Below are 21535 nucleotides of genomic sequence, written 5' to 3' on the forward strand. Positions count from 1 at the left end.
GGCTTATCGGTTGCGGCATCCTAAACGTCAATTCAGCGCCGAACATGTTGCAAGGACCGTCTGCCGCACGAGGTTTCACGCCCGCATTGCCTTCATAACCGTATCTGAGCCGAGTAGCTTGATTACCCGCTTCATGTTGTAAGCGAGCACGTGCAAGCTCATCTCCGTGCTCACCCGCTCGATAGTGCGCGTCAGGAAATGAGTCGCTCCCATCCAGGCCTTGATCGTGCCGAAGGGATGCTCGACGGTCTGTCGTCGGATACGCATCATGTCCGGGGCGAGATCAAGCCGGACCTGCATCTCTTCGAGCAATCCTTCGTGCTCCCAACGCGTTACCCGTCGTTCGGTGCTTGGGGTGCATTTATCTTTCAATGAGCACTGTTGGCACTGCGAGCTCCAGTAGCGATCTAACTTCAGGTCACGTTCAGTTGTCCTGTAGCGCCATATGAGACGCTCGCCCGCCGGACATCGATACTCGTTCTTCTCAGCGTCGTAGATAAAATCTTCTTTGCCCAAGCGGCCGTCGAACGTCGCGCCCGAGGTCTTCGTCTTGGGAACAAACGCCGTGATTCCGGCCTCGTGGCATGCGAGTATCTCCTCGCTCTTGTAATAGCCTTTGTCTGCAACTGCCGTGAGTTTCTCGACACCCATTTCCTTACGCGCGAGCTTGGCCATCGACGTAAGTTGGTCACGATCAATGCCGTTGTTGGTGACCTCGTGCGCGACAATCAGATGGTGCTTTGCATCGACCGCTACCTGGACGTTGTAGCCGACGACGCCTGTACCTCGCGTCTTCATCGAACGCGCGTCCGGGTCCGTGAGCGACACTTGCTTGTCCGGCGCTGCGTCGAGTTGAACTTCGACTTGCTTGAGGATTTGCATCTGCTCCTTGAGAGCCGCAATCTTGTCTTGCAGCCGTTCTGTCTTTGCCTTCGCGATCGTCGGCTCCTGGCGATCGGCGGTGTCCATCTGCACAAGATAACGGCTGATGCTTGCCTCGATATCCCGCATTCGCCGTTCTAGTTTTGCGTTGGTGAAGTTGCGGTCGCGATGGTTCACTGCCTTAAACTTGCTGCCATCGATTGCAACGAGCGCTTCGGAGAACAGGTCCAGGCGTTGGCATAGCATGACGAACTGACGGCAGACGCTGCGGATCGCTTTGCCGTTGTCTTTGCGGAACCGCGCAATGGTCTTGAAGTCCGGTGCCAAGCGGCCGGTGAGCCACATCAATTCAATGTTGCGTTGGGCCTCGCGCTCAAGGCGACGACTGGATTGAATACGGTTCAGGTAACCGTAGATATAGATCTTAAGCATCACCTCCGGGTGATATGAAGGTCGGCCGGTAAGTGCTGGTTCGACGCCCTCAAACCCAAGCTTCTGAAGATCAAGTTCATCTACAAAGACATCGACTACGCGCACGGGGTTCGTGTCCGTCACGTAGTCGTCGAGCGCTTCGGGAAGAAGAAAGCTTTGCGTACGATTGTCGCCTTGAACGAACCGCTTCATCTCGCGCACCCTCCGCTATCGGACGAGATATTTTAGCAATTCAAAAAGGTGTTTTGACACACTCTTATATGGACACCGCCCGGTTTGCCAGGTTGATTTTGATGTGACGTCTCGACGCGGTATCGGCTGCGGTCTTATATCCGGCTTTACGCAAGCCGTAGCCGCGAGCCCTGATGGAATTCGCCAAGAACGTCCTCATCTGGGCCGCGTGCTTCAGGCACAAGAGTGTGTTCAGGTTTACGTTCTTGCGGTCCGACCTGTTTCGCCATCACATGGATTCAACCTAAGCAACCTACCGGTCCCCCAATATCCAGATGCCTGTTACTGCTAGTTCGGTCTTACACTGATGTGACTCGCCTCGTAAGTACTCTCATGGGCCAGTATTGCCCACGCAGTACGCGCTATCTTGTTCGCGAGCGCGACAGCTACTACGTTACCTGGGCGCCTCTCCTGCATTCCCTTCTGCCAGTTGGACGGTATCTTTGCGTGACACAGGACGGAACGTGCCCCGTGGATCAGTAATGTGCGCAGGTACGGGTCTCCTCGCTTTGAGATCGAGCCTAATCGAACCTTGCCACCTGTGCCGTTTTGCCGGGGAACAAGCCCGAGGAACGCAGCGAATTCGCGGCCCGATTTGAACGTCCTCGCGTCTCCGATTGTTGCTACCAGAGCGGTCGCGGTGAGCCTGCCGATACCCGGCACTTCGGAAATCGCACGACACGCCGCTTCCTGCTTCTGCCAGGCTCCAATACGCTTCTCGAGTTGATCGATGTCGTTCTCAAACGCGTTGATACGTCGTAGTTGCTCTTGTAGATTTAGGACTATAGATCGCGGCAATGTGTCTTCCAGTTCCGCCATGCGCTCACGGATCTCGGACATTCCTGCCACGCGTCCGGCTCGGAATGTGACGCCGAATTCGTACAAAAACCCACGGAGCTGATTGATCTGCATCGTCCGGAACTTCACGAGCAGTGAGCGCATTCGGTGTAGGCTAAGCATCGCTTGTTGATCCTCCGTCTTGGCTGCGACCGTGCGCATTCCAGGCTGCTGGACAGCAGTCCATATCGCTCTGGCATCCGCCGCGTCGGTCTTGTTCGTTTGCACGAACGGACGGACAAACTGGGCATGCAGTAACACCACCTCGTGCCCGAGCGACTGGATCTTACGGGCCCACCAGTGAGCGCTTCCGCACGCCTCAAGCGCCACTCGACCAGCAGGGCGCTGGGCTAGGAAAGCGATCAGATCGTCACGTCCGAACCGGCGGTTCGCAACTTCACCGGTTTGCGCGTCGACCCAGTACATTTGGAATACACGCTTTGCAACATCCAATCCATACGTCGTAACATTCATTTGGGGCCTCCGTTCCTCAAGTGGACGTGTCGAAACTCCAGTCTGGCACATTGATGCTGTTGGCTTCCGGAGACCTTCGATCATGCCCAGGTCCCCGAAGGGAGGGCGGTGTCCATTCCATCTGGGCCGTCTACCGCCGAACACCGAACGGTTGGAGTGTCGCTTCATTGCGGTCGCTCGCGTCTATGCTGCGCACGCCCCTTGCTCGGCCCATGCGGCTATTACTCCCCGAAGCCGCTTGTCGGGCGGGCGGTCAAGGCGTAGAAACTTGATACGCTTTGTGTACTTCTGTGACGCCGCTTACGTCACCTGGCAAGGCATGCGAGGGAGGGGACATGACATTCAAGGCCCAGTGGTACCGGGACAAGTTTGTGAAAAAACGTGGCAAAGGCTTCTGCGGCTATCCGGTCGCAACAGTTGCCTTCTACGGGCCAGACGACATCAGAGCGACGAAGGTCACTGTTGGCATCGTCACGCACGAAGGTGCTGACGCGGACCCTGTTGAGCGATGGTTCTGCAAAACAACCGATGCGAGAACTGATCCAGAAGTCACCGAAGCAATCGTTCGATTCATCGATCATCATGGTGCCAAATCGGTGGCGGCCGTCGATCGCATCATCGGCTGCCCGCATGAGGAAGGCATTGACTACCCAGACGGCGAAGAATGTATGCAGTGTTCGTTCTGGGCCAACCGTGATCGATGGAGCGGCAAGATCATACAGTGAGACTTCAGGAGGCAAGCGCTTCAATTCTCGCGCTTAGGCGTTCCGTACTCGCGTCATGCCGAACGTAGTCATGCATTCAATAACGCACGACACTTGCTGGACGAGAAGGGCGCGCGTGACCCTCAGCGTGGCGCAGCCAAACACGTGGCGCGATTCCCCGCGACCGTGATCGCCGACGCGACGGACTTCAACTCCACGAGTGCGATAACCGCGACGGAGTTCACGTGCAGGATAGGCCCGGCGCGAGGGGCTCTCGACCGGAACGACGCGAAGCCTGGCCATGCGCTCGGCGTAAGGTACCGGGGCGAATCTCGTGCTGGGTAGGCACGTTGTGGAATCTTGTCGAGCGTGGTGAGCATCACCGTTTATGCAAGGGGCAGAACCATGGGTTTTTCTTGTCGAACGTTTCTGATCGCTCGTGACGATACCCTCTGGCGGCTGTCAGGCACCAGTTTCGACCGGATGCTGCGAGATCCTGCAAGCCATTGTCTGCCCGTTTTTGCAGGGCAACGGGCGCGAATGGCCAGCGTCGAGGTCGAGCTTGTGGACAGAAACCCGGTGCGTGTTGTTCGGAGCACGTTTTCCATTCTTAATTTCGATGCCGAAGGCCGCGTCGACCCGAGCAGATTCGAAAAGCAGCAATTTGCCCTCCTGGAATCGGTCGTCGCACCTGTCGTAGCCGTATTCGATGATGACAGCCACCAGACAGTCGTCGACGCAACGTCCCGATTCCTTGCACATGGAGGCCAATGGGCTCCGTCGCGCGCTTTGGCGCGCGTCATCGATCAGACTGCGTTGGGCCAACAACAGTGCCGACGCCTATGAGTCGTCGCTGACAGGCTCGCCTACGGCATCCAGTTTTCGATTCTCGAGTCTCGGCGGGGGCTCGACAGCGACCAACTCATACGGTCATCGTGTAAGCCGCCGCTCGCGAGCGAAAAATCCGCCGCTATCCGAATGGCGGCTTTGCCCCGACGACCTGTCCGCCAAAGGGCCGCTGCTACTCGAAGCCGACGTTCAAATGTCCGCGCGACGGCGCGGTGAACGGCAGGGGATGGCCGCACCGGCCCGCTCGAACCGTTGGTCGCCGCTACGACAAGTGGTTGCAGAAGGTAGCATTTCAATCCAGCGTCGACATTCGGCCAGTTCGAATCCGCAGGCTCCCCGCAAGACGACAAACGCGCGTGCGACAATCACGCAGCGACCCAACCGGGCGAAAACCGTAGTGGTGGATTGATGACCGAGCACACCTGCGCCCGTTGCGGCGCCAGAACGCCACCGTACGATACTGTCAACGCCGCGTCATCAGACGGCACCTACCGGCTGCTCTGCAGCCGGTGTTTCAATGAGGACATGGCGCGGTGGGCGGACGTTGTCGGTTTCGAACATCCGCAGTTCACACCGGTTCGTCTGCTCGACGCAGATGGCCGCTCTCATGAATTCCACTTCCGCAGCCTTCTGCTCGGGGACCAACTTTCGCTTGAAGCGTTCGAACTTGCGGGCAACCACGAATCAGAAGGATACCGCTTCCAGATTCTCGACGAGCCGCAATCGGATCCCTTCGTCCTGCTCGGAAGCTTGTGCAGAAGATGATGCGCGCATTGTCGATGAAACACCTGCACGAGGACGCTAGCGGCCTGCAGGTCGCTGGTACGATAGTCAGAGGCCATATTGAATGGAATGGGGTTGAAGACGGACGCCGGCCCTGTGTCGTCATCGACGGCAGGCGTGTGGAATGGAACGATTTCGGCGCAACCCTGATGGCCTTCGAAGGATGGCAGTTCAGGCTTGAACTGCTCGATCCGAGTGACGAGGCGTGATCCTGGTGATACTGTCTCGCCCGACTCTGTGGGCCGAGCCCAAAGAGGATATTCGTCGTTCACTGTCTCCGATCGACTCGCCGCTTACGCGCTGCTCGTGATTGGTTGCTGAACGATGCAACGGACCGATAGACGGTTGCCTAGTGATAGTCATCCTCGCGCTGGTGCCGGACAGCGAGGATGGTGACCGTACTGGCGTCGTCAATCTCGAACAGAACAACATATCCTGCCGAGCCAAATGGCACGATCAGTTCGCGCAGAAAGGGATTGTCTCTATCCACCTTCCTGCACGTGAAGGGGAATTCCTGCAGCACTTCGGCAGATTTTCGCAACGCCTCGAGCGCGCGCGTCGCGGCCGCTATATCGCGGTCCAGCAGATACGCGTAAAGACGCAGCAGGTCACGCCGGGCTCCGGCGGTATAGCGTACACGGTACGTCAATGGGCTTGTCCTGCCGTCCTGGCCGCCTGGAGCATGCTCGCCAGTTCCGCGTGTACATCGTCAGCGTCAAAGTACTCACCAGTATTGCGCGCTTCGTCGCGCGCGGCCAGACCGCGCGCAACGAACTCCCGCTGGAGCCGGCGCTTCGCAATGCTTTCGCGGAGCGATGCCTCCATAAACGAGGACAGACTCTCGTTCTCGTTCAGAACTTCTTCTGCAGCCTGTCGCAACTCCGGCTCGACGCGCAGCGCAGGGATCGTTGCAGTCTTCATGGCAAACCTCTCTGTAATGCATTTGCGATACATATTACCAGCTTATTGAGAGGCTTGCGTGACGCAAGCCAGAGCGTCATCGGCAAGATGTCGGACCGGCGGATTCAATTTTTAGCGTTTTGCGAAAAAATGTTTCCTGGCATCTATGGGACGGGGTTGCGTAACCTTGGCAAGCAAACTCGGACGACAGCATTTGTCAGGGCTTCGAGTTGTCTTTGAAGAGAAAATTGACGACTCATCGTTGCGCGTCAAAACTTATGCTTTCTGTTGCGCAGAATCCGGCTGGAAGCCTTGAGCTGCTGTCGCCGGATGCCCTGAAAACGCAACAGTTCCAAACATACCAGTTCGGTTGATAATTTGATTTATGTCAAAGCGATTAGGATGACTGAATGGATTAACGAAGCCGTCGGCTTGCGTAATTTTACTTATATAATTTCTGTTGCGGCAAAATTCTGCTCTAAAGAACGGAACGTCCTACGCTGCGTAGTTGTTCACAAAACTGCTCCGCTGACATAGCACACCCGCAACTTCGCAACGGTAAAGTGGCAGAGCTTCGGCAAATGAGGTGCGTACGAAGCTTTGCGCCTGGTACCCCGAACGAACTTTGCTGAGAATAGGGCCTTCTAATTGGCCATTTGGACGGTGAGCTTTTGCGGGATGGCAAAACCTCGGCGAATACGACGGGAGTGAGTGGGCCGTCAAAGCATCTGCTCAACAACCGATCTGTTTGCCGACCGGGCTCCATCGCGTATACACGCGCATGCCGGGGCTGAACTCAATATGACGATCAATCGCCGGTGAATGGCCTCCCTCTATCGACCTAGCCCAAAAGCCACCGCGTGCAGCACGCGCGCGTCGGTCAGTCATCGTCCCATCCACGACGCTCGCGCCTTTCGCGTTCGTGCTCATGATGGCGCCATTGCCGTTCACGCCACTGCTGCCGCTCGTGCCAGTCGCGTTCGCGCCAGTCATCGGGGTAGCCATAGGCGGCTACCCGCGCGGGCGCATAGATGATTGGTGGCGGTGCTTCATAGACTGGCTGCGCCGGCACGAACACCGGTCCCGGAACGCCGATGCCGATGCCCACATCCACGTGAGCGGATGCCATTGACGAAGCCACCAATATCGCACCGCCCATAACCATCGATATTAACTTCTTGCGCATGACTTTCTTGTTGCCCGTATGAGAGGTGATGACAGAGGAGATGAACGCAGTGTAGGTAGGACTGCGGGATGCAGGTGCAAGAGGGTTGCGATTTCGGTAACACAGCGTAACGATGCGCGGCCTTAAGGTTGCCATAATGATTGCCGTGCACGGACGGCCGGTTCGGACCGTCGGCTTTCGACCAATGCACGCACCGTGCGCCGCCATCTGCGGTCATCGCAAAGGGTTCGCGATGGGCTTCTCTACAGCGCTTTGGGCGCTTGCGTGTCTGTGCTGCATGTTCCCGGTGCTCGACGGAATCGCAATCTGGTATTTTTCGCGATCTGCCCGTCTGCTGCAGTTGATGTACGGCCGCCACGAATGAGACAGAACAGGCTCGACAGCCTAAGCGGCGCCGATGGTCGATTAAGGCGGCCGTCCAGACACTTTTGCGGGGTTCGTGCAGCTTCGTAAAATACCGCCAACAAGATAGGTATCCCTATCTTGATTGCTGTATTCTTGCGCGGAATCCACGTGTACGAAAACGCGCTTGCGTGCCTCGGATTATGTCCCTCTCCTGTCGCGCCGATTTTCTAGTCGCGAACGGGCGCGCTGCTCTGCGTGCCCGGTCCTCGGGGCTTTCCTCGCGGGAGGTCGTCGGACGCTATCTCGGACAGCAAGACAGGGGAAGCTCAGCGCGGAAAGCCTTCGGGCGGATCTGCCGCTCGCTGATGAAGGCAGCGCAGCGTGCCCGTCGAGACCATCTGGCGACGTTGCTGGCGCATCCAACGGCCGCTCGCATTGAATATGCGAAAGCCGTGACGCAGGCAACCTCGGCACCACGCCACACGCGAGCGCTCGAACCCCAGATTGCCTATCCGTGGCCCTTGCTTGCCGCTATGGTTGGTCACCGGGCTGGAATGCCGCGATGCTTCATGCCGATTGTGCGATTAGCAAGCGCACAGACTTCTATCTTGAAGGCATCTATCAAGGCGTGCATGGCGCTCCGAAGAATTCGGTGCTTTCGCATGCGATAATCAACACGCTGTCGCCGTTGTCTACCAATGTGCAGTTGCGGTCACCGCAGGGATTCGTCACGTATTCCGGCGTCCTGGCATATTTTGCGTCGTTGCTTCAGCCGCGCGTTCCGACGTTGAATTAGCCTGACGGTCACGGACGAATCGGCACGCCGTGATGACGCAGTCGCCTGACGTTCGAGTAGGCGGCGAGCGTAATCAGTGCGGCGGCGACGGAGGCGCCAGATATCGCCAGTTTGACAGGCCCGCCGGCGGTACTGCACCGATGCAGACATCGCGCACGATACCGCCGCCGCACGCCACGACGAACGCAACCGCAACCACCCCGAACAGGTCCAGGTTACGCTGCTTGGCGGCCACTGCGCCACTGATGGCAAAGACGAATGTGCCAACCAGGTCGAGCAGCAGATATAGTCCATGCCCGCTCACGTAGATTTTGCCTCCTGGCAAAGCCACACAGCCGCAGCGGAAAGCATGGCCAGCAGACCCGTTTTCATCGTTGGATCGAGCGTCGGAGCGTATTTCGGGGAGTGATTGCTGGGAATCAGATTGAGTTTCTTCTCCGCTTTTGCTTTCGCATAGACCTTCGGATCGGTGCCGCCCACAATCCAGAAGACGTAGGGAGCATTCCAGCGTCGGCCGAATACGCTGAAGTCTTCGCTGGCGGCGGCAGGAGGCGTTTCGAAAGCGCGTTCGCCGAACTGGGCCTCGAACGCCGTTGCGACACGCCCGGTCGCTTCCTTGTCGTTCTCGGTCATCGGGTAACTGCTCAGCGTGGTGAATTCAGGTTCGCGTGGCGCATTGGAGGCAACGCATTCGGCGCAGCAGATGCGTCGGATCGCTGACAGCATGTACTCTCTCACGTCCTCGTCATAGGTGCGCATGTTCAGCTTGAGCGTGGCGTCATCGGGGATGATGTTTTCTTTTGTGCCGGCCTGCAGGGCACCGATCGTGAGCACCGCGCTGTCGCTCGGCGCTATTTCACGCGAGACGATCGTCTGAAGGCGCATAGTCGTCGATGCAGCCATGATCACCGGGTCGATCGACGTTTGCGGTTGTGAGCCGTGCGATCCGCGGCCGAACAGTTTGACCTTGAGGCTGTCGCCTGCCGAGAGAATCGTGCCGCTGCGGTATCCCACCGTGCCAGCTTCCCCGACCATCACGTGCTGCCCGAGAATGATATCCGGCTTGGGAAACCGGTCTGCCATGCCGTCGTCCATCATGCTTTGCGCGCCACGACCCACTTCTTCGCCCGGCTGAAACACGGCCAGCACGGTCCCTTTCCACGATTGTCGGTTTTCCGCCAGCAGGCGTGCCGCACCCATCAGCCACGTTACGTGCAGATCGTGCCCGCAGGCATGCGCAACGCCCACCTCGACGCCGTCTTCATCTCTGGCCGTGACGGTGCTCGCATAGGGAAGCCCGGTCGCCTCCGTTACCGGAAGGGCATCCATATCCGCGCGCAGCATGACCGTCGGACCTTCACCGTTGCGCAGCACGCCCACCACGCCAGTCACGCCGACGTCGCGAGTTACCTCGAATCCATGCGCAGCCAGGTAGTCGGCGGCAAGGCGCGCGGTACGCTCCTCCTGCATCGACAGTTCGGGATGTTGATGCAGATCCTTGTAGACCGCTTCCAGTTCCGGAAGCAGTTTGTCAACGCGACCGTTCAGCGCCGTCATGAACGTATTCATATGTCCACTCCTCGATGATTTCAGAGCTTACATTGCCACAGGATAGTTGCGGCGGTGACGCGATGCTTCGCGCCAAGGTTAAAAGATTCCGGGCGCCCGTTGCCGGCAAACGCACACGGCACCCATTATGCGTTCTCCCCCAAAATCGAAACGGGGCCATAGGGACAGGCGTTTCCACCCTGAGTGACGAAGTCCATAAAAGCGGCGCGGCCGCCCGGCAAGCCGATCACTTTCCAGCCAATCATAGGCTTGTTGCCGCCGTCGATCGGGTCGCAAAAAAGTTTTCACGCATGCTCCGCAGTACTGCGTGAAGAAGAGCGTGGCAGGCACATCGTCAAACTCGCTCCCTGATTTCTCCGGTGCGGAAAGTACCTCGTCGCGCTGCCCCGGCGGCAGATTGGCAAAGCGCTTGCCGCGCTCGTGCAGACAATATTCATCGGCTGCCGAATGCCAGGAAGACAGACGTCCCGCGGCACGAGCTCCGATTGATAGCCCATTTTGGGGTACACCCCCAGCAAGGCTAAGCAGTGACCCTGTCCAGCATCCTACGGAATCTCACGGAAGACCACCCTCCGATTCCAGTGCAGCAACCATCTCGCGCACCGCGGCCTGAAGCTCAGGCACATATCGTCGTGTCGCTTCCGCGAGCGTGACCGCTCGCAAAAGGAACACCACATTCAGACTCGCCAGCACACGTTCGCGCGATACGATCGCAACGGCCACTGCCCCGATCTTGCTTTGCGCGGCCCAGTCGCCGTGATTGGAGCCAAAGCCATCCGCGCGTACCCGTTTGACCAGGCTTTTGATCAGGGCGTCGTTGAAGGCGAGCGTTTTCTGTTCTTCACCGCCCACGCCCGAGCGCAACAATTCGAGTATGTCCTCGCGCTCGCCGTCGGGGCACATCGCGAAGTATGCGCGCCCCGCGGCGGTCAGCAGAATCGGCAAGCGGCGGCCGACCATCGAGCGATGAAACGACAGCGGACTGAAACGATGCGTCGTCTCGCGGATGATCATCGCGTCGCCGTCCGGCGTGGTCAGATCCGAAGGCCACGCAACGCGCTGCAACAACTGGCCCATGATTGGCGGCGCAATCGTTGCGATCCGTTCGTTATCCGTAAAACCTTCGCTTAACGAACGAACCCGCAACGTCAAACGAAAACTGTCGTCCGACGCGCTGCGCCGCACAAAGCCTTGCTCCATCAGCGTCTCGAGAAGCCGTCGCACGGTGGTGCGATGCAGCCCGGTCAGGTCACTGATCTGCTGGCTGGTGGCGCGGCCGCTTTCCATGGCATTGAGCGCCTGCAGCACTTGCAGGCCGCGCGTGAGTCCCCGCACGCTCGTGTATTTGGTCACCGAAAAACCTCATTAAATCAATCCTGTGCATTCTATGCACATTTTCCACAAATTGTTGAGGCTGTACGGCATGCGCCATAGACTGCAAGCAAATCAACGATTCGAGGAGACGCGAGATGCCGCATCCCATGCGCGACTTTTTCGCCATGGCGATACGCAATCGTCACGCCGTGCTCTCCCTGGATATTTCAAACAAGTCCGCTATCTGACGCGGCGGCGCGCTGTGCCGCTCGCGAGCAAGGAGACAGTATGCTCCCACCCAATGATCCGGCGGCCGCGAGCGGCCGCAGCGAAACCGTGTCCGCCGACGTGGCGATTGTCGGCGCCGGCCCGGTCGGGCTGATGATCGCCAATTACCTGGGCTTGCAGGGCGTGCGCGTGGTGCTGCTGGAAAAGCTCGAGCAGATCATCGACTATCCGCGCGCCATCGGCCTCGACGATGAAGCGTTGCGCGTGTTCCAGTCGGTCGGCCTCGCCGACATCCTGTTGCCGCACACCACGCCTGACCACTGGATGCGTTTCGTCACGCGCACCGGTCATTGCTTTGCGTCGATCGAGCCGCGCACGGACGAGTTCGGCTGGTCGCGCCGCAATGCATTCATTCAGCCGCTCGCGGATCGCGTGTTGTACGAGGGGCTGAGCCGTTTTCCGCATGTCGAGGTGCTGTTCGGCACCAGCGTGAGCGCATTCACGCAGGACCAGACGGGTGTGACGATCGAGGCGGAAGTTCAGAAAGGCGGCCGTCGCACGGTGCGCGCGTCGTACATGGTCGGCGCGGACGGCGGCAATAGCTTCGTGCGCCGCGTGCTCGACGTGCCGTTCGAAGGACGCACGAAACCGAATCAATGGATCGTGGTGGATGTGCGCAACGATCCGATCGGCTCGCCGCACGTCTACATGCATTGCGATCCGCAACGGCCATACGTGTCTGCGGCCTTGCCGCACGGCATCCGCCGCTTCGAGTTCATGGTGATGCCGGGCGAAACCGAGGAGGAACTGTCGAAGCCGGAGAACATGGCCGCGCTGATCCGCAAGGTGGTGGCCGATCCGCAGAAGGTGGACTACATCCGCAAGCGCGTCTATACGCACAATGCGCGGCTCGCGAGCCGCTTCCGCGTGGATCGCGTGCTGCTCGCCGGCGACGCCGCGCACATCATGCCAGTTTGGCAAGGGCAGGGCTACAACAGCGGGATTCGCGACGCGAGCAACCTCGGCTGGAAGCTGGCGATGGTGGTCAAGCAACTCGCGAGCGACGCGCTGCTCGACACGTACACGGCGGAGCGCCGCGCGCACGCCCGCTCGATGATCCATCTGTCGGAAGTGGCCGGCGATATCTTCGCGCCGACGAGCCGCTTCGGCATCAAATTCCGCGACGCCTTCGTGCGGACCTTCAACGTGGTGCCCGCCATGAAGCGCTACTTCGTGGAAATGCGTTTCAAGCCGATGCCGCGTTACGAAACGGGCGTCGTCTTGCTGGCGGAGCGCACACGCAAGCATGGCGTGCTGGCTCGCGTGCTGGAACGCTCCGGTCATTCCGCACCCGGCCGGCTACTCGGCCTGATGAGCGAGAAACGTGAGTCTCTGCTCGGCCGCCTCGTGTATGGCGGTGACCCGCAGTGTCATTCGCCCGTCGGCCGCATGTTCATCCAACCTCGTGTGCGTACCGTGGACGGCAGCATCGTGCGCCTGGACGACGCGCTCGGCAATCGCTTCGCGATCATTGGCTGGGGTTCCGATCCCACGTTCGGGATGTCGCCAGCGGCGCGCGAAACGTGGCAGCGCCTCGGCGGCTGCTTCGTGCTCGCGAAACCCGACGCGCAGCTCGCTTTTCATGACGACGTGCCCAATGGCGTGATCGCTCTCGGCGACGTACAAGGGCGGCTGAAGGAATGGTTCGCGCGTGTGCCGGAGTCCGTCGTGTTGCTGCGGCCGGATCGTTTCGTTGCGGGTATGTGTACGCCGCAGCAGGTGTCGGCCTCGATTGAGGAACTGGCAGTCAAGCTGAGCTTTAAGCCTGCTGAACTGCCTGCGGCGGCGGGTGTCCCGAGTGAGCCGGTTGATGTGTCCGAAAGCGCGGCGACCATCGCGGCCGGAGCCTGACATGCCGATCCTGCTCGAATGTCTCTCCCACACGCCGCTCAGCGGATATTACGACCCGGCGCCGGATGTCGTCGCTGACGTCGGGCGGATTCATGCAGCGGCGCGCGCACGCGTTGCCGCCTTCGATCCGCAACTGGTCGTCGTGTTCGCGCCGGACCATTACAACGGATTCTTCTACGACGTGATGCCGCCGTTCTGCATCGGCGCATCGGCGAGCGCGATCGGCGACTTCGGAAGTCTGTCAGGGCAACTTGCCGTCCCCGCCGACAGCGCGCTCGATCTCGCGCAAGCCGCGCTCGCCGCCGATGTCGACGTCGCCGTGTCGTACCGGATGCAGGTCGACCACGGTTGCGCGCAGGCGCTGGAGATTCTCACGGGCGCACTGGATCGTTATCCGGTCGTGCCGGTGTTCATCAATTCGGTCGCACCGCCCATGGCGTCGTGCCGCCGCGCGCGTTTGCTCGGCGACGCACTGGGCCGCCGCCTCGCGCGTTCCAACCAGCGCGTGCTGGTGATCGGCTCCGGCGGCATCTCGCACGAACCTCCCGTGCCTGAACTTGCGGGTGCAACCGACGAAGTCGCCGAGCGCCTGATCGCCGGCCGCAATCCATCGGCCGAATCGCGGGCGGCGCGCCAGGCGCGCACCGTCGCGGCTGCTCGCGCATTCGCGGCGGGCGACAGCCGCCTGCATCCGCTCAATCCCGAGTGGGACCGCGCGTTTCTGAAGCTGCTCGAAGAGGGTGAACTGCCCGCGCTCGATGGCTTCACCGACACCGCGATCACACGCGACGCCGGCAAGTCCGCGCACGAGGTGCGCACGTGGATCGCGGCATTCGGTGCGTTGCAGGCGTACGGACCGTATCGCGCGACGCTCGATTACTACCGGCCGATTCCCGAGTGGATCGCGGGCTTTGGCGCGATGCACGCGCGGCCCATCGCCGAAACCATTTGACGAATCACGGAACCCGCCATGAACCATCGAAGCAACGCTGAAGCGCTCGCCCTGCGGCTGCGCGAATCCGAACGCACGTGTCAGACCATCGCGCCGTTGCGCGACGACGAGTGCTTCGCCCATTTGAACGCGGCCGATGCCGCCGAGCTCGCGTACGCCGTGCAACAGATCAACGTCGAGGCGCGAGTGGCCGCCGGCGAGCGCATCGTCGGCCGCAAGATCGGCTTGACCTCGCCCGCGGTGCAACGCCAGCTCGGCGTCGCGCAACCGGACTTCGGCGCGCTGTTCGCGTCGATGGCGTATGGCGACAGCCAACCCATCCCGCTCGGCGAACTCATCCAGCCGAAGGTTGAAGCTGAAATCGCACTCGTGCTCGAACACGACCTCACGCATGAAAAGCACACCTACGCCGATCTGATTCACGCGACGGCGTACGCGGTCGCCGCCATCGAAGTCGTGGACAGCCGCATCGACGGCTGGAATATCCGCTTCGTTGATACCGTCGCGGACAACGCGTCGAGTGCTCGCTTCGTGCTCGGCAGCCGGCCGGTGTTGCTGCGCGAGGTCGATCTGACGGCATGCGCGATGACCCTCTCGAACGATACCGAAGCGCTCTCGCGCGGCAACGGCGCGGCGTGTCTGGGCAATCCGCTGAACGCCGCCGTGTGGCTCGCGGACCGGATGCAGCAACTCGGCACGCCGCTGCGAGCCGGCGACGTCCTCATGACCGGCGCGCTTGGTCCGATGGTCGCGGTAACGCAGCCCGGCACTTTCAGCGCGCGGATCGAAGGCCTCGGCAGCGTTCGCGCAATTTTCTCCGCATAAGCATTCACCCGATTGAGGACTGACATGGCAAGCGAAAAACTCAAGGCCGCGATCATCGGCTCAGGCAACATCGGCACCGATCTGATGATCAAGATCATGCGGCACAGCGAGCATCTGGAAATGGCGGCGATGGTCGGCATTGACGCGGCGTCCGACGGTCTCGCGCGTGCCGCGCGGCTCGGCGTGGCGACCACGCACGAAGGCGTGGAAGGACTGACGCGTATGCCGGTGTTCAACGACATCGACTTCGTGTTCGACGCCACCTCGGCGGCCGCGCATGTGAAGAACGATGCGTTCCTGCGCGCGCTCAAGCCTGGCATCCGCCTGATCGACCTGACGCCCGCGGCGATCGGTCCGTACTGCGTGCCGGTGGTGAATCTCGACGACCATCTCGACGCGCGCAACGTCAACATGGTGACGTGCGGCGGCCAGGCGACGATTCCGATGGTCGCCGCGGTCTCGCGCGTGGCGAAGGTGCACTACGCCGAAATCGTCGCGTCGATCAGCAGCAAGTCGGCCGGTCCCGGCACACGCGCGAATATCGACGAGTTCACCGAAACCACCTCGAAGGCGATCGAAGTGGTGGGCGGCGCGGCCAAAGGCAAGGCGATTATCGTGCTCAATCCGGCCGAGCCGCCGGTGATGATGCGCGACACCGTCTACGTGCTGTCCGAACTCGCCGATCAGGCGCGCGTGGAAGCCTCGATCGAGGCGATGGCAGCCGCCGTGCATGTCTACGTGCCGGGCTATCGCCTGAAGCAGAAGGTGCAGTTCGACGTCATCCCCGCCGACGCACCGCTGAACATACCGGGCCTTGGCCGCTTCAGCGGCCTGAAAACCTCGGTGTTCATCGAGGTGGAAGGCGCCGCGCATTATCTGCCGGCGTACGCGGGCAATCTCGACATCATGACTTCGGCTGCGCTCGCGACCGCGGAGCGCATGGCGCAATCCCTCGTGCAGGCTTAAGGAGACTCTTCGCATGGACAAGAAACTGTATATCTCCGACGTGACGCTGCGCGACGGCAGCCACGCGATCCGCCATCAGTATTCGATCGACAACGTGCAGCAGATCGCGCGCGCGCTCGACAAGGCGAAGGTGGACAGCATCGAAGTCGCCCATGGCGACGGCCTGCAAGGATCGAGCTTCAATTACGGCTTCGGCGCGCACAGCGACCTCGAATGGATCGAAGCGGTCGCGGACGTGGTCGAGCATGCGCAGATCGCGACGCTGCTGTTGCCCGGCATCGGCACGATTCACGATCTCAAGGCCGCATACCAGGCCGGCGCGCGCATCGTGCGGGTCGCGACGCACTGCACCGAGGCGGACATCTCGAAGCAGCACATCGAATATGCGCGCGAACTCGGCATGGACACAGTCGGCTTCCTGATGATGAGCCACATGACCACACCGGAAAACCTCGCCGTCGAAGCGAAAAAGATGGAGAGCTACGGCGCGACCTGTATTTACGTGGTCGACTCCGGCGGCGCGATGAATATGAACGACGTCCGCGGGCGCTTTCGCGCATTGAAAGCCGTGCTGAAGCCGGAGACGAAGACCGGCATGCACGCGCACCACAACCTGAGCCTCGGCGTCGCGAACTCGCTCGTCGCCGTGGAAGAAGGCTGCGACCGCATCGATGCGAGCCTCGCGGGAATGGGCGCGGGTGCCGGTAATGCACCGCTGGAAGTCTTCATTGCCGCGGCCGAACGCGCCGGTTGGCATCACGGCACCGATCTCTACACGCTGATGGACGCCGCCGACGACATCGTGCGTCCGTTGCAGGACCGTCCGGTGCGCGTGGACCGCGAGACCCTGGCGCTCGGTTATGCCGGCGTGTACTCGAGCTTCTTGCGGCATTCCGAAGTGGCCGCGAAGAAGTACGGCCTGAAAGCCGTCGACATTCTGGTCGAGCTGGGCAAGCGGCGCATGGTCGGCGGCCAGGAAGACATGATCGTCGACGTGGCGCTGGACCTGAAACGCGCGGCCGGTGTTTAGCACATTTTTTCGAAGCCTGCCGGCGGCCCGCGCCGCCGTCGACACCACCCAGCGTTATCGCCGCCAAGAGCGATGCTGAAAACACATTGGAGACTTCTTATGCAGCGATCAACCAACACTCGCGCGAGCGGTGCCGTCACGATCGGCCTATGCCTGATCGTCGCGTTGCTCGAAGGGCTGGATCTGCAATCGACCGGCGTAGCCGCGCCACGCATGGCGCGCGAATTCCATCTCGCGGTTGCGCAGATGGGCTGGGCGTTCAGCATCGGCGCACTCGGCCTGTTACCGGGCGCGGCGATCGGTGGACGGCTTGCCGACAAGCTCGGCCGCAAGCGCGTGCTGATGCTGTCGGTGGCGCTGTTCGGCATCTTCTCGATTGCCACCACGCAGGTGTGGGACCTGAACAGTCTGCTGGCCGCGCGCTTTTTGACGGGGCTCGGTCTGGGTGCCGCGATGCCGAACCTGATCGCACTGTGCTCGGAAGCGGCGTCGCCGGATCAACGCAACACGGCGGTGGGCGCGATGTATTGCGGCATGCCGTTCGGTGCCGCGCTCGCGGCGGTGATCGGCATCGTGAGTCCGGGTGATGCGAGCTGGCGGCATATCTTTTATGTCGGCGGCGTTGGACCGCTGCTGGTGTTGCCGTTGCTGGCGATCTTCATGCGCGAGTCGGCGCACTTCATTGCCGCGCGCTCGGCAGTGGGCGGCTCGCGTGGTTTGGGCGAAGCGCAGTCCAGCATCGCGCAGGCCTTGTGGAGGGAAGGGCGAGCCGGCACGACCGTCGCGTTGTGGATCAGCTATCTGGGCACGCTGATCGTGCTGTACTTCCTGATCAACTGGCTGCCGTCGCTGGTGCTGAGCCGCGGACTCACGCGCGTGCAATCGGGCGTCGTGCAGATGATGTTCAACATCGGCGGCGGCATCGGTGCAATCGTGATCGCGAGCCTGATGGACCGGATCGGTCGGCGTCGCACCGTGACCGGCATGTACTTGGGCATCGCCGCGGCATTGGCGGCGCTTGTCGCGGCGAACGGCGGCGCGTCGATGGCGTGCGGCGGCTTGCTCGCGGGGCTGTTTCTGGTCGGCGGACAGTCGGTGTTGTATGCGCTCGCGAGCAGCATCTATCCGACTCACGTGCGTGGCACGGGAGTGGGCGCCGCGGTGGCGGTGGGACGCATGGGCTCGATTCTCGGACCGTTGATTGCCGGGCAGTTGCTGGCGATCGGGCAGAGCGCGTCCGTGCTGCTGGGCGCGAGCATTCCGTTGATCGCTGTCGCGGCGGTCGCGGCGTGGCTCGTCGTCGGCAAGTCCGGGCCATCTTATGCGCCGGCTACCGCGCAATAGTGCTGCTGAATGTTATCCGCGTGCGACTGAACGGCGTGCGCGGTCAATCAACTCTCTTCAGATAAAGGAAAGCAACATGACCTCAAATGTACCGGCTATCACCGAAGCGTCGACCAGCAAATTCGTGCGTATCAAGGAAGGCGACCGCGAAGTGCAGTTGCACTACAACGACGCCGGGCAGGGCGCGCAAACCGTGGTGATGCTGCACGGCTCCGGCCCTGGCGCGAGCGGCTGGGCGAACTTCAACCGCAATGTCGAGCCGCTCGTGGCCGCGGGCTATCGCGTCATCCTGATGGACTGTCTCGGCTGGAGTAAAAGCGATCCGGTCGTGTGCGACGGCTCGCGCTCCGAACTCAACGCGCGCTCGCTGAAGGGCCTGCTCGACGTGCTCGATATCGAACGCGCGCACATCATCGGCAATTCGATGGGCGGCCACAGCGCCGTGGCGTTCGCGCTCGCCAATCCCGAGCGGGTCGGCAAGCTGGTCCTGATGGGTGGTGGCACCGGCGGTCCGAGCCAGTTCGTGCCGATGCCGACAGAAGGCATCAAGCTGCTGCAAGGCCTGTATCGCGAACCGACGATTGAAAACCTGAAGCGGATGATGAACGTTTTCGTGTTCGACACCAGCGCGCTGAGCGACGAACTGATGCAGGCGCGCCTCAACAATATGCTGGCGCGCCGTGATCATCTGGAAAACTTCGTGAAGAGTCTCGCGGCCAATCCGAAGCAGTTCAACGACTATGGCCCGCGGCTTGGCGAGATCAAAGCGCCGACGCTGGTGATCTGGGGGCGCGACGATCGCTTCGTGCCAATGGACGTGGGTTTGCGTCTGGTTGCCGGCATGCAGAACGCCGACATGCATATTTTTGGCCGCTGCGGGCATTGGGCGCAGTGGGAGCATGCGGAGAAATTCAACCGTATGGTGGTGGACTTCCTGGCGCATTGAGGCGCGACGCATGCCGGTCTGCGGGAGGCGGCGGCCCGCGCAGGGTACCGCCATGACGCTCAGGTCGTCCCGTTGGAGAGCGTGCAAAACCTGGGAGGGCTCCCGGGGAGGGCAGGTCGCGCATGTCGGACTTGCCCCGGCGTCGCGTGGGATCCGCTGACCGGCATCGCAACGGTTGGAGCAAACCATGCGGTTGATCGGCGAAGCCAGGATGTCTGGAGGGGACAGCGACACGGTCGCTGAAGGTGACGGAGTTCTGGGTGTAGTTGAGCGACCTGACCGGCAGGCGTCCCTGGCCCTTTGGCGAAGCCGCGTGGGACGAACACGGCGACCTCGTGGAGCTGATCCGTTTCGAAGACGTCGCGCCTCATCACTGGAGCGATCCCACTTTTGATCGGCGTAACCCTGAATACGGTTTCCACTGACGCCGTGCCCAGCGAGACGTCCACACCGGTTCGCAGGGCACTTGAAAAATTACCCGGCGTGATTCCGGTCAAAGTCGACTTCGCAAGCAAACGCGCGCAAGTGCTCTTTGATCTAAAGAAGGCGTCGGTCGACGCGTTGACGAATTCCACGCCGATGCCGGCTATCCATCCCACGTAAGGCTGGTGCAGTAATGATTTCTGTTGTGCTGGATTCCATCATCACGTGTCCGGCGTGCGGGCACAGGGAAGCCGAGACGATGTCCACCAACGCCTGTGTGTGGTTTTACGAATGCGAGCATTGCAAGGCAACGCTCAGGCCGAAACCCGGAAATTGTTGTGTGTATTGCTCATACGATACCAACAGGTGTCCCCCGATGCAGCAGTCAGACTCCTGCTGCGTTGACTGACCCGGATGTGGCCTACGCTGCCAGCGGCGAGCCGTGCGTTTCGCTCCTGGCGTATTTGGTGTCCGCGTCTGTGAGCTGATTGGTGTGCCCGGTGTCCTCTGCGGCATGTACGTTTTGCTCCTGGGTCAGCATGATTTCCGCGCCAACAGCAGCCGTGTTGTGAAGGAAGGTATGACGTGTTGCCATGGTGCCTTTCTTCGTAGATTGCGCGCACGCGCGTGCCGTTCGATGTGCTTGTGCGCAACGAGAGGGGCGAGGCACAACGCGTCGCGCTCTGGGCCGGCCGTGGGCGCATTAGGGACCGCGTGACCGTCGGCATCCGCCCCGAGCACCTGCATGCTCAAGCGGCGAAGCACGGCTTTGCGGCGCGGACGACGACGGGCGAGTCGCTGCGCGATGCGGCGTATCTCTATGCCGAGTCGCCGGTGGCGCCGGACGGGCTTATCGCACGCATTGTGCGCCGCCCGAGCGTCGCGACCGGGACGAGGCGCTGACCATCGGCGCCGGCCCGGACCCCGACCCCGACCCCGACCCCGACCCCGACCCCGACCCCGACCCCGACCCCGACCCCGACCCCGACCCCGACCCCGACGATTGCCATCTGTCCGGCAAAGAAGAACGGGCGTTCGCGCGGAGGACTGTGGAGATGCTGTCTGTTGCGTGATTCCGGTTACTTGTGCGGACCACCCCCGTGCGACCCGCTCGCTCCCGATGGCTGGAAGTCGCCGCCGAAACCGCTTGAGTTGTGTCCGCCGCCGTGGCCTTCGGCGCGCGCTTCGCCGTGGCCACCGCGTGCCATGGTGCCGCCGTGATGAAAGTCACGATCATGGTCATAGCCGCGATGAAAATCGAAGTCATGGTCATGGTCATGGTCATGGTGGTGATGGTGAAAATGGTCGATATCGACAAAACCGAGAAAGCCCCCTTCGTACAGGGGGTACCCATAGTCAAGACCGCAATAATATTCGGCGCCCGCAGGATTGGTCATCATGTACTCCTGATCACAGGAATTCATCGATGTGTCGTAAGGCGCCACGGCGCAGCCGCCCAGCACCGCGGCTGCAAACACCCCGGTCAAAGGGGACAAAATCATGTGCTGCACGGTGAGACCTCATCCAATACGGCGGAACGACTCCGCTAAAGATTTAGACCGCGGCGGGGCATGCATGTCCGGGGGCCGTGTAGGGGAAATTCGTTAC

The 21535-nt window shown here is 61.2% G+C and carries 23 protein-coding genes and 2 pseudogenes; 14 read left to right on the forward strand and 11 right to left on the reverse strand.

Features of this window, described 5'->3' with window-relative positions; translation table 11 throughout:
* Positions 1-75: 75 nt before the first annotated feature.
* Together HF916_RS10115 and HF916_RS10120 are read right to left on the reverse strand one after the other, a co-directional pair.
* A complete protein-coding gene (locus HF916_RS10115; RefSeq protein WP_168787994.1) occupies positions 76-1506 on the reverse strand; it encodes an IS1182 family transposase in 1431 nt (476 codons plus the stop codon).
* A gap of 327 nt (positions 1507-1833) precedes the next feature.
* Complete coding sequence (locus HF916_RS10120) at positions 1834-2856, reverse strand: IS110 family transposase (protein WP_168788712.1); 1023 nt, start codon at positions 2854-2856, stop codon at positions 1834-1836.
* A gap of 335 nt (positions 2857-3191) precedes the next feature.
* On the opposite strand from HF916_RS10120, the gene HF916_RS10125 reads away from it, so the two are divergent.
* The gene (locus HF916_RS10125) at positions 3192-3581 is read left to right on the forward strand and encodes a hypothetical protein (RefSeq protein WP_168788713.1); all 390 of its coding nucleotides are present in this window, start codon (positions 3192-3194) and stop codon (positions 3579-3581) included.
* Between the two features lie 441 nt (positions 3582-4022).
* Here HF916_RS10125 and HF916_RS10130 read toward each other — a convergent pair whose 3' ends face one another.
* Positions 4023-4322, reverse strand: coding sequence for a hypothetical protein (locus HF916_RS10130; protein WP_206001727.1), 300 nt, complete (start codon positions 4320-4322; stop codon positions 4023-4025).
* Positions 4323-4817: 495 nt separating this feature from the next.
* Between HF916_RS10130 and HF916_RS50785 the strand changes: the two genes are divergently transcribed.
* Positions 4818-5174 (forward strand): DUF7686 domain-containing protein, encoded by a 357-nt coding sequence (locus tag HF916_RS50785; protein ID WP_240975222.1) that lies wholly within the window; start codon positions 4818-4820, stop codon positions 5172-5174.
* Complete coding sequence (locus HF916_RS50790) at positions 5171-5401, forward strand: DUF7713 domain-containing protein (RefSeq protein ID WP_431311399.1); 231 nt, start codon at positions 5171-5173, stop codon at positions 5399-5401. The genes HF916_RS50785 and HF916_RS50790 overlap by 4 nt, the downstream gene beginning before the upstream one ends.
* Positions 5402-5541: 140 nt before the next feature.
* Here the strand turns inward: HF916_RS50790 and HF916_RS10140 are convergent, their stop codons facing one another.
* The 3 genes from HF916_RS10140 to HF916_RS10150 all read right to left on the reverse strand — a co-directional run bounded on the left by HF916_RS10140 (position 5542) and on the right by HF916_RS10150 (position 7278).
* The gene (locus HF916_RS10140) at positions 5542-5841 is read right to left on the reverse strand and encodes a type II toxin-antitoxin system RelE/ParE family toxin (protein WP_168788715.1); all 300 of its coding nucleotides are present in this window, start codon (positions 5839-5841) and stop codon (positions 5542-5544) included.
* A complete protein-coding gene (locus HF916_RS10145) occupies positions 5838-6113 on the reverse strand; it encodes a YlcI/YnfO family protein (RefSeq protein ID WP_168788716.1) in 276 nt (91 codons plus the stop codon). Before HF916_RS10145 ends, HF916_RS10140 begins: the two co-directional genes overlap by 4 nt.
* An 859-nt stretch (positions 6114-6972) precedes the next feature.
* Positions 6973-7278: a hypothetical protein gene (locus tag HF916_RS10150; RefSeq protein ID WP_168788717.1), complete on the reverse strand. Its 306-nt coding sequence runs from the start codon at positions 7276-7278 to the stop codon at positions 6973-6975.
* A gap of 880 nt (positions 7279-8158) precedes the next feature.
* Here HF916_RS10150 and HF916_RS10155 point away from each other — a divergent pair.
* Positions 8159-8361, forward strand: a pseudogene (locus tag HF916_RS10155) (porin); the annotation flags it as partial.
* A 93-nt stretch (positions 8362-8454) separates the two neighbouring features.
* On the opposite strand, the pseudogene HF916_RS10160 reads toward HF916_RS10155, so the two are convergent.
* The 3 genes and pseudogenes from HF916_RS10160 to HF916_RS10170 all read right to left on the reverse strand — a co-directional run.
* Positions 8455-8723, reverse strand: a pseudogene (locus HF916_RS10160) (trimeric intracellular cation channel family protein); the annotation flags it as partial.
* Complete coding sequence (locus HF916_RS10165; RefSeq protein WP_168788718.1) at positions 8720-9988, reverse strand: M20 family metallopeptidase; 1269 nt, start codon at positions 9986-9988, stop codon at positions 8720-8722. The gene HF916_RS10165 and the pseudogene HF916_RS10160, both read right to left, overlap by 4 nt.
* Before the next feature lie 555 nt (positions 9989-10543).
* Positions 10544-11341, reverse strand: coding sequence for a DNA-binding transcriptional regulator (locus HF916_RS10170; RefSeq protein WP_168788719.1), 798 nt, complete (start codon positions 11339-11341; stop codon positions 10544-10546).
* A 249-nt stretch (positions 11342-11590) separates the two neighbouring features.
* Here HF916_RS10170 and HF916_RS10175 point away from each other — a divergent pair, with 249 nt between their 5' ends.
* The 9 genes from HF916_RS10175 to HF916_RS50795 all read left to right on the forward strand — a co-directional run bounded on the left by HF916_RS10175 (position 11591) and on the right by HF916_RS50795 (position 20336).
* A complete protein-coding gene (locus HF916_RS10175; RefSeq protein ID WP_168788247.1) occupies positions 11591-13441 on the forward strand; it encodes a bifunctional 3-(3-hydroxy-phenyl)propionate/3-hydroxycinnamic acid hydroxylase in 1851 nt (616 codons plus the stop codon).
* 1 nt (position 13442) lies between these two features.
* Positions 13443-14393, forward strand: a complete 951-nt coding sequence (locus tag HF916_RS10180) for a 3-carboxyethylcatechol 2,3-dioxygenase (protein WP_168788246.1) — start codon at positions 13443-13445, stop codon at positions 14391-14393.
* Positions 14394-14411: 18 nt separating this feature from the next.
* On the forward strand, positions 14412-15218 hold the full coding sequence (locus HF916_RS10185) for a fumarylacetoacetate hydrolase family protein (RefSeq protein ID WP_168788245.1): 807 nt from the start codon (positions 14412-14414) through the stop codon (positions 15216-15218).
* A gap of 24 nt (positions 15219-15242) precedes the next feature.
* Positions 15243-16184, forward strand: a complete 942-nt coding sequence (locus tag HF916_RS10190; protein ID WP_168788244.1) for an acetaldehyde dehydrogenase (acetylating) — start codon at positions 15243-15245, stop codon at positions 16182-16184.
* Positions 16185-16197: 13 nt separating this feature from the next.
* The gene (gene mhpE, locus HF916_RS10195) at positions 16198-17214 is read left to right on the forward strand and encodes a 4-hydroxy-2-oxovalerate aldolase (RefSeq protein ID WP_168788243.1); all 1017 of its coding nucleotides are present in this window, start codon (positions 16198-16200) and stop codon (positions 17212-17214) included.
* A gap of 99 nt (positions 17215-17313) precedes the next feature.
* The gene (mhpT, locus tag HF916_RS10200) at positions 17314-18558 is read left to right on the forward strand and encodes a 3-(3-hydroxy-phenyl)propionate transporter MhpT (protein ID WP_168788720.1); all 1245 of its coding nucleotides are present in this window, start codon (positions 17314-17316) and stop codon (positions 18556-18558) included.
* Positions 18559-18634: 76 nt separating this feature from the next.
* The gene (locus HF916_RS10205) at positions 18635-19504 is read left to right on the forward strand and encodes an alpha/beta fold hydrolase (RefSeq protein WP_168788721.1); all 870 of its coding nucleotides are present in this window, start codon (positions 18635-18637) and stop codon (positions 19502-19504) included.
* A 266-nt stretch (positions 19505-19770) separates the two neighbouring features.
* On the forward strand, positions 19771-19929 hold the full coding sequence (locus HF916_RS10210) for a hypothetical protein (RefSeq protein WP_168788722.1): 159 nt from the start codon (positions 19771-19773) through the stop codon (positions 19927-19929).
* A 257-nt stretch (positions 19930-20186) separates the two neighbouring features.
* Positions 20187-20336, forward strand: coding sequence for a GDCCVxC domain-containing (seleno)protein (locus HF916_RS50795; protein ID WP_431311370.1), 150 nt, complete (start codon positions 20187-20189; stop codon positions 20334-20336).
* Positions 20337-20348: 12 nt separating this feature from the next.
* Here HF916_RS50795 and HF916_RS10220 read toward each other — a convergent pair whose 3' ends face one another.
* The gene (locus HF916_RS10220; RefSeq protein ID WP_168788724.1) at positions 20349-20522 is read right to left on the reverse strand and encodes a hypothetical protein; all 174 of its coding nucleotides are present in this window, start codon (positions 20520-20522) and stop codon (positions 20349-20351) included.
* A gap of 119 nt (positions 20523-20641) precedes the next feature.
* Here HF916_RS10220 and HF916_RS10225 point away from each other — a divergent pair, with 119 nt between their 5' ends.
* Positions 20642-20830, forward strand: a complete 189-nt coding sequence (locus HF916_RS10225) for a hypothetical protein (RefSeq protein ID WP_206001728.1) — start codon at positions 20642-20644, stop codon at positions 20828-20830.
* A 176-nt stretch (positions 20831-21006) separates the two neighbouring features.
* Here HF916_RS10225 and HF916_RS10230 read toward each other — a convergent pair whose 3' ends face one another.
* Positions 21007-21438 (reverse strand): hypothetical protein, encoded by a 432-nt coding sequence (locus tag HF916_RS10230; protein ID WP_168788725.1) that lies wholly within the window; start codon positions 21436-21438, stop codon positions 21007-21009.
* Positions 21439-21535 lie beyond the last annotated feature (97 nt).

The sequence above is a fragment of the Paraburkholderia aromaticivorans genome (assembly GCF_012689525.1).
Lineage (GTDB): Bacteria > Pseudomonadota > Gammaproteobacteria > Burkholderiales > Burkholderiaceae > Paraburkholderia > Paraburkholderia aromaticivorans_A.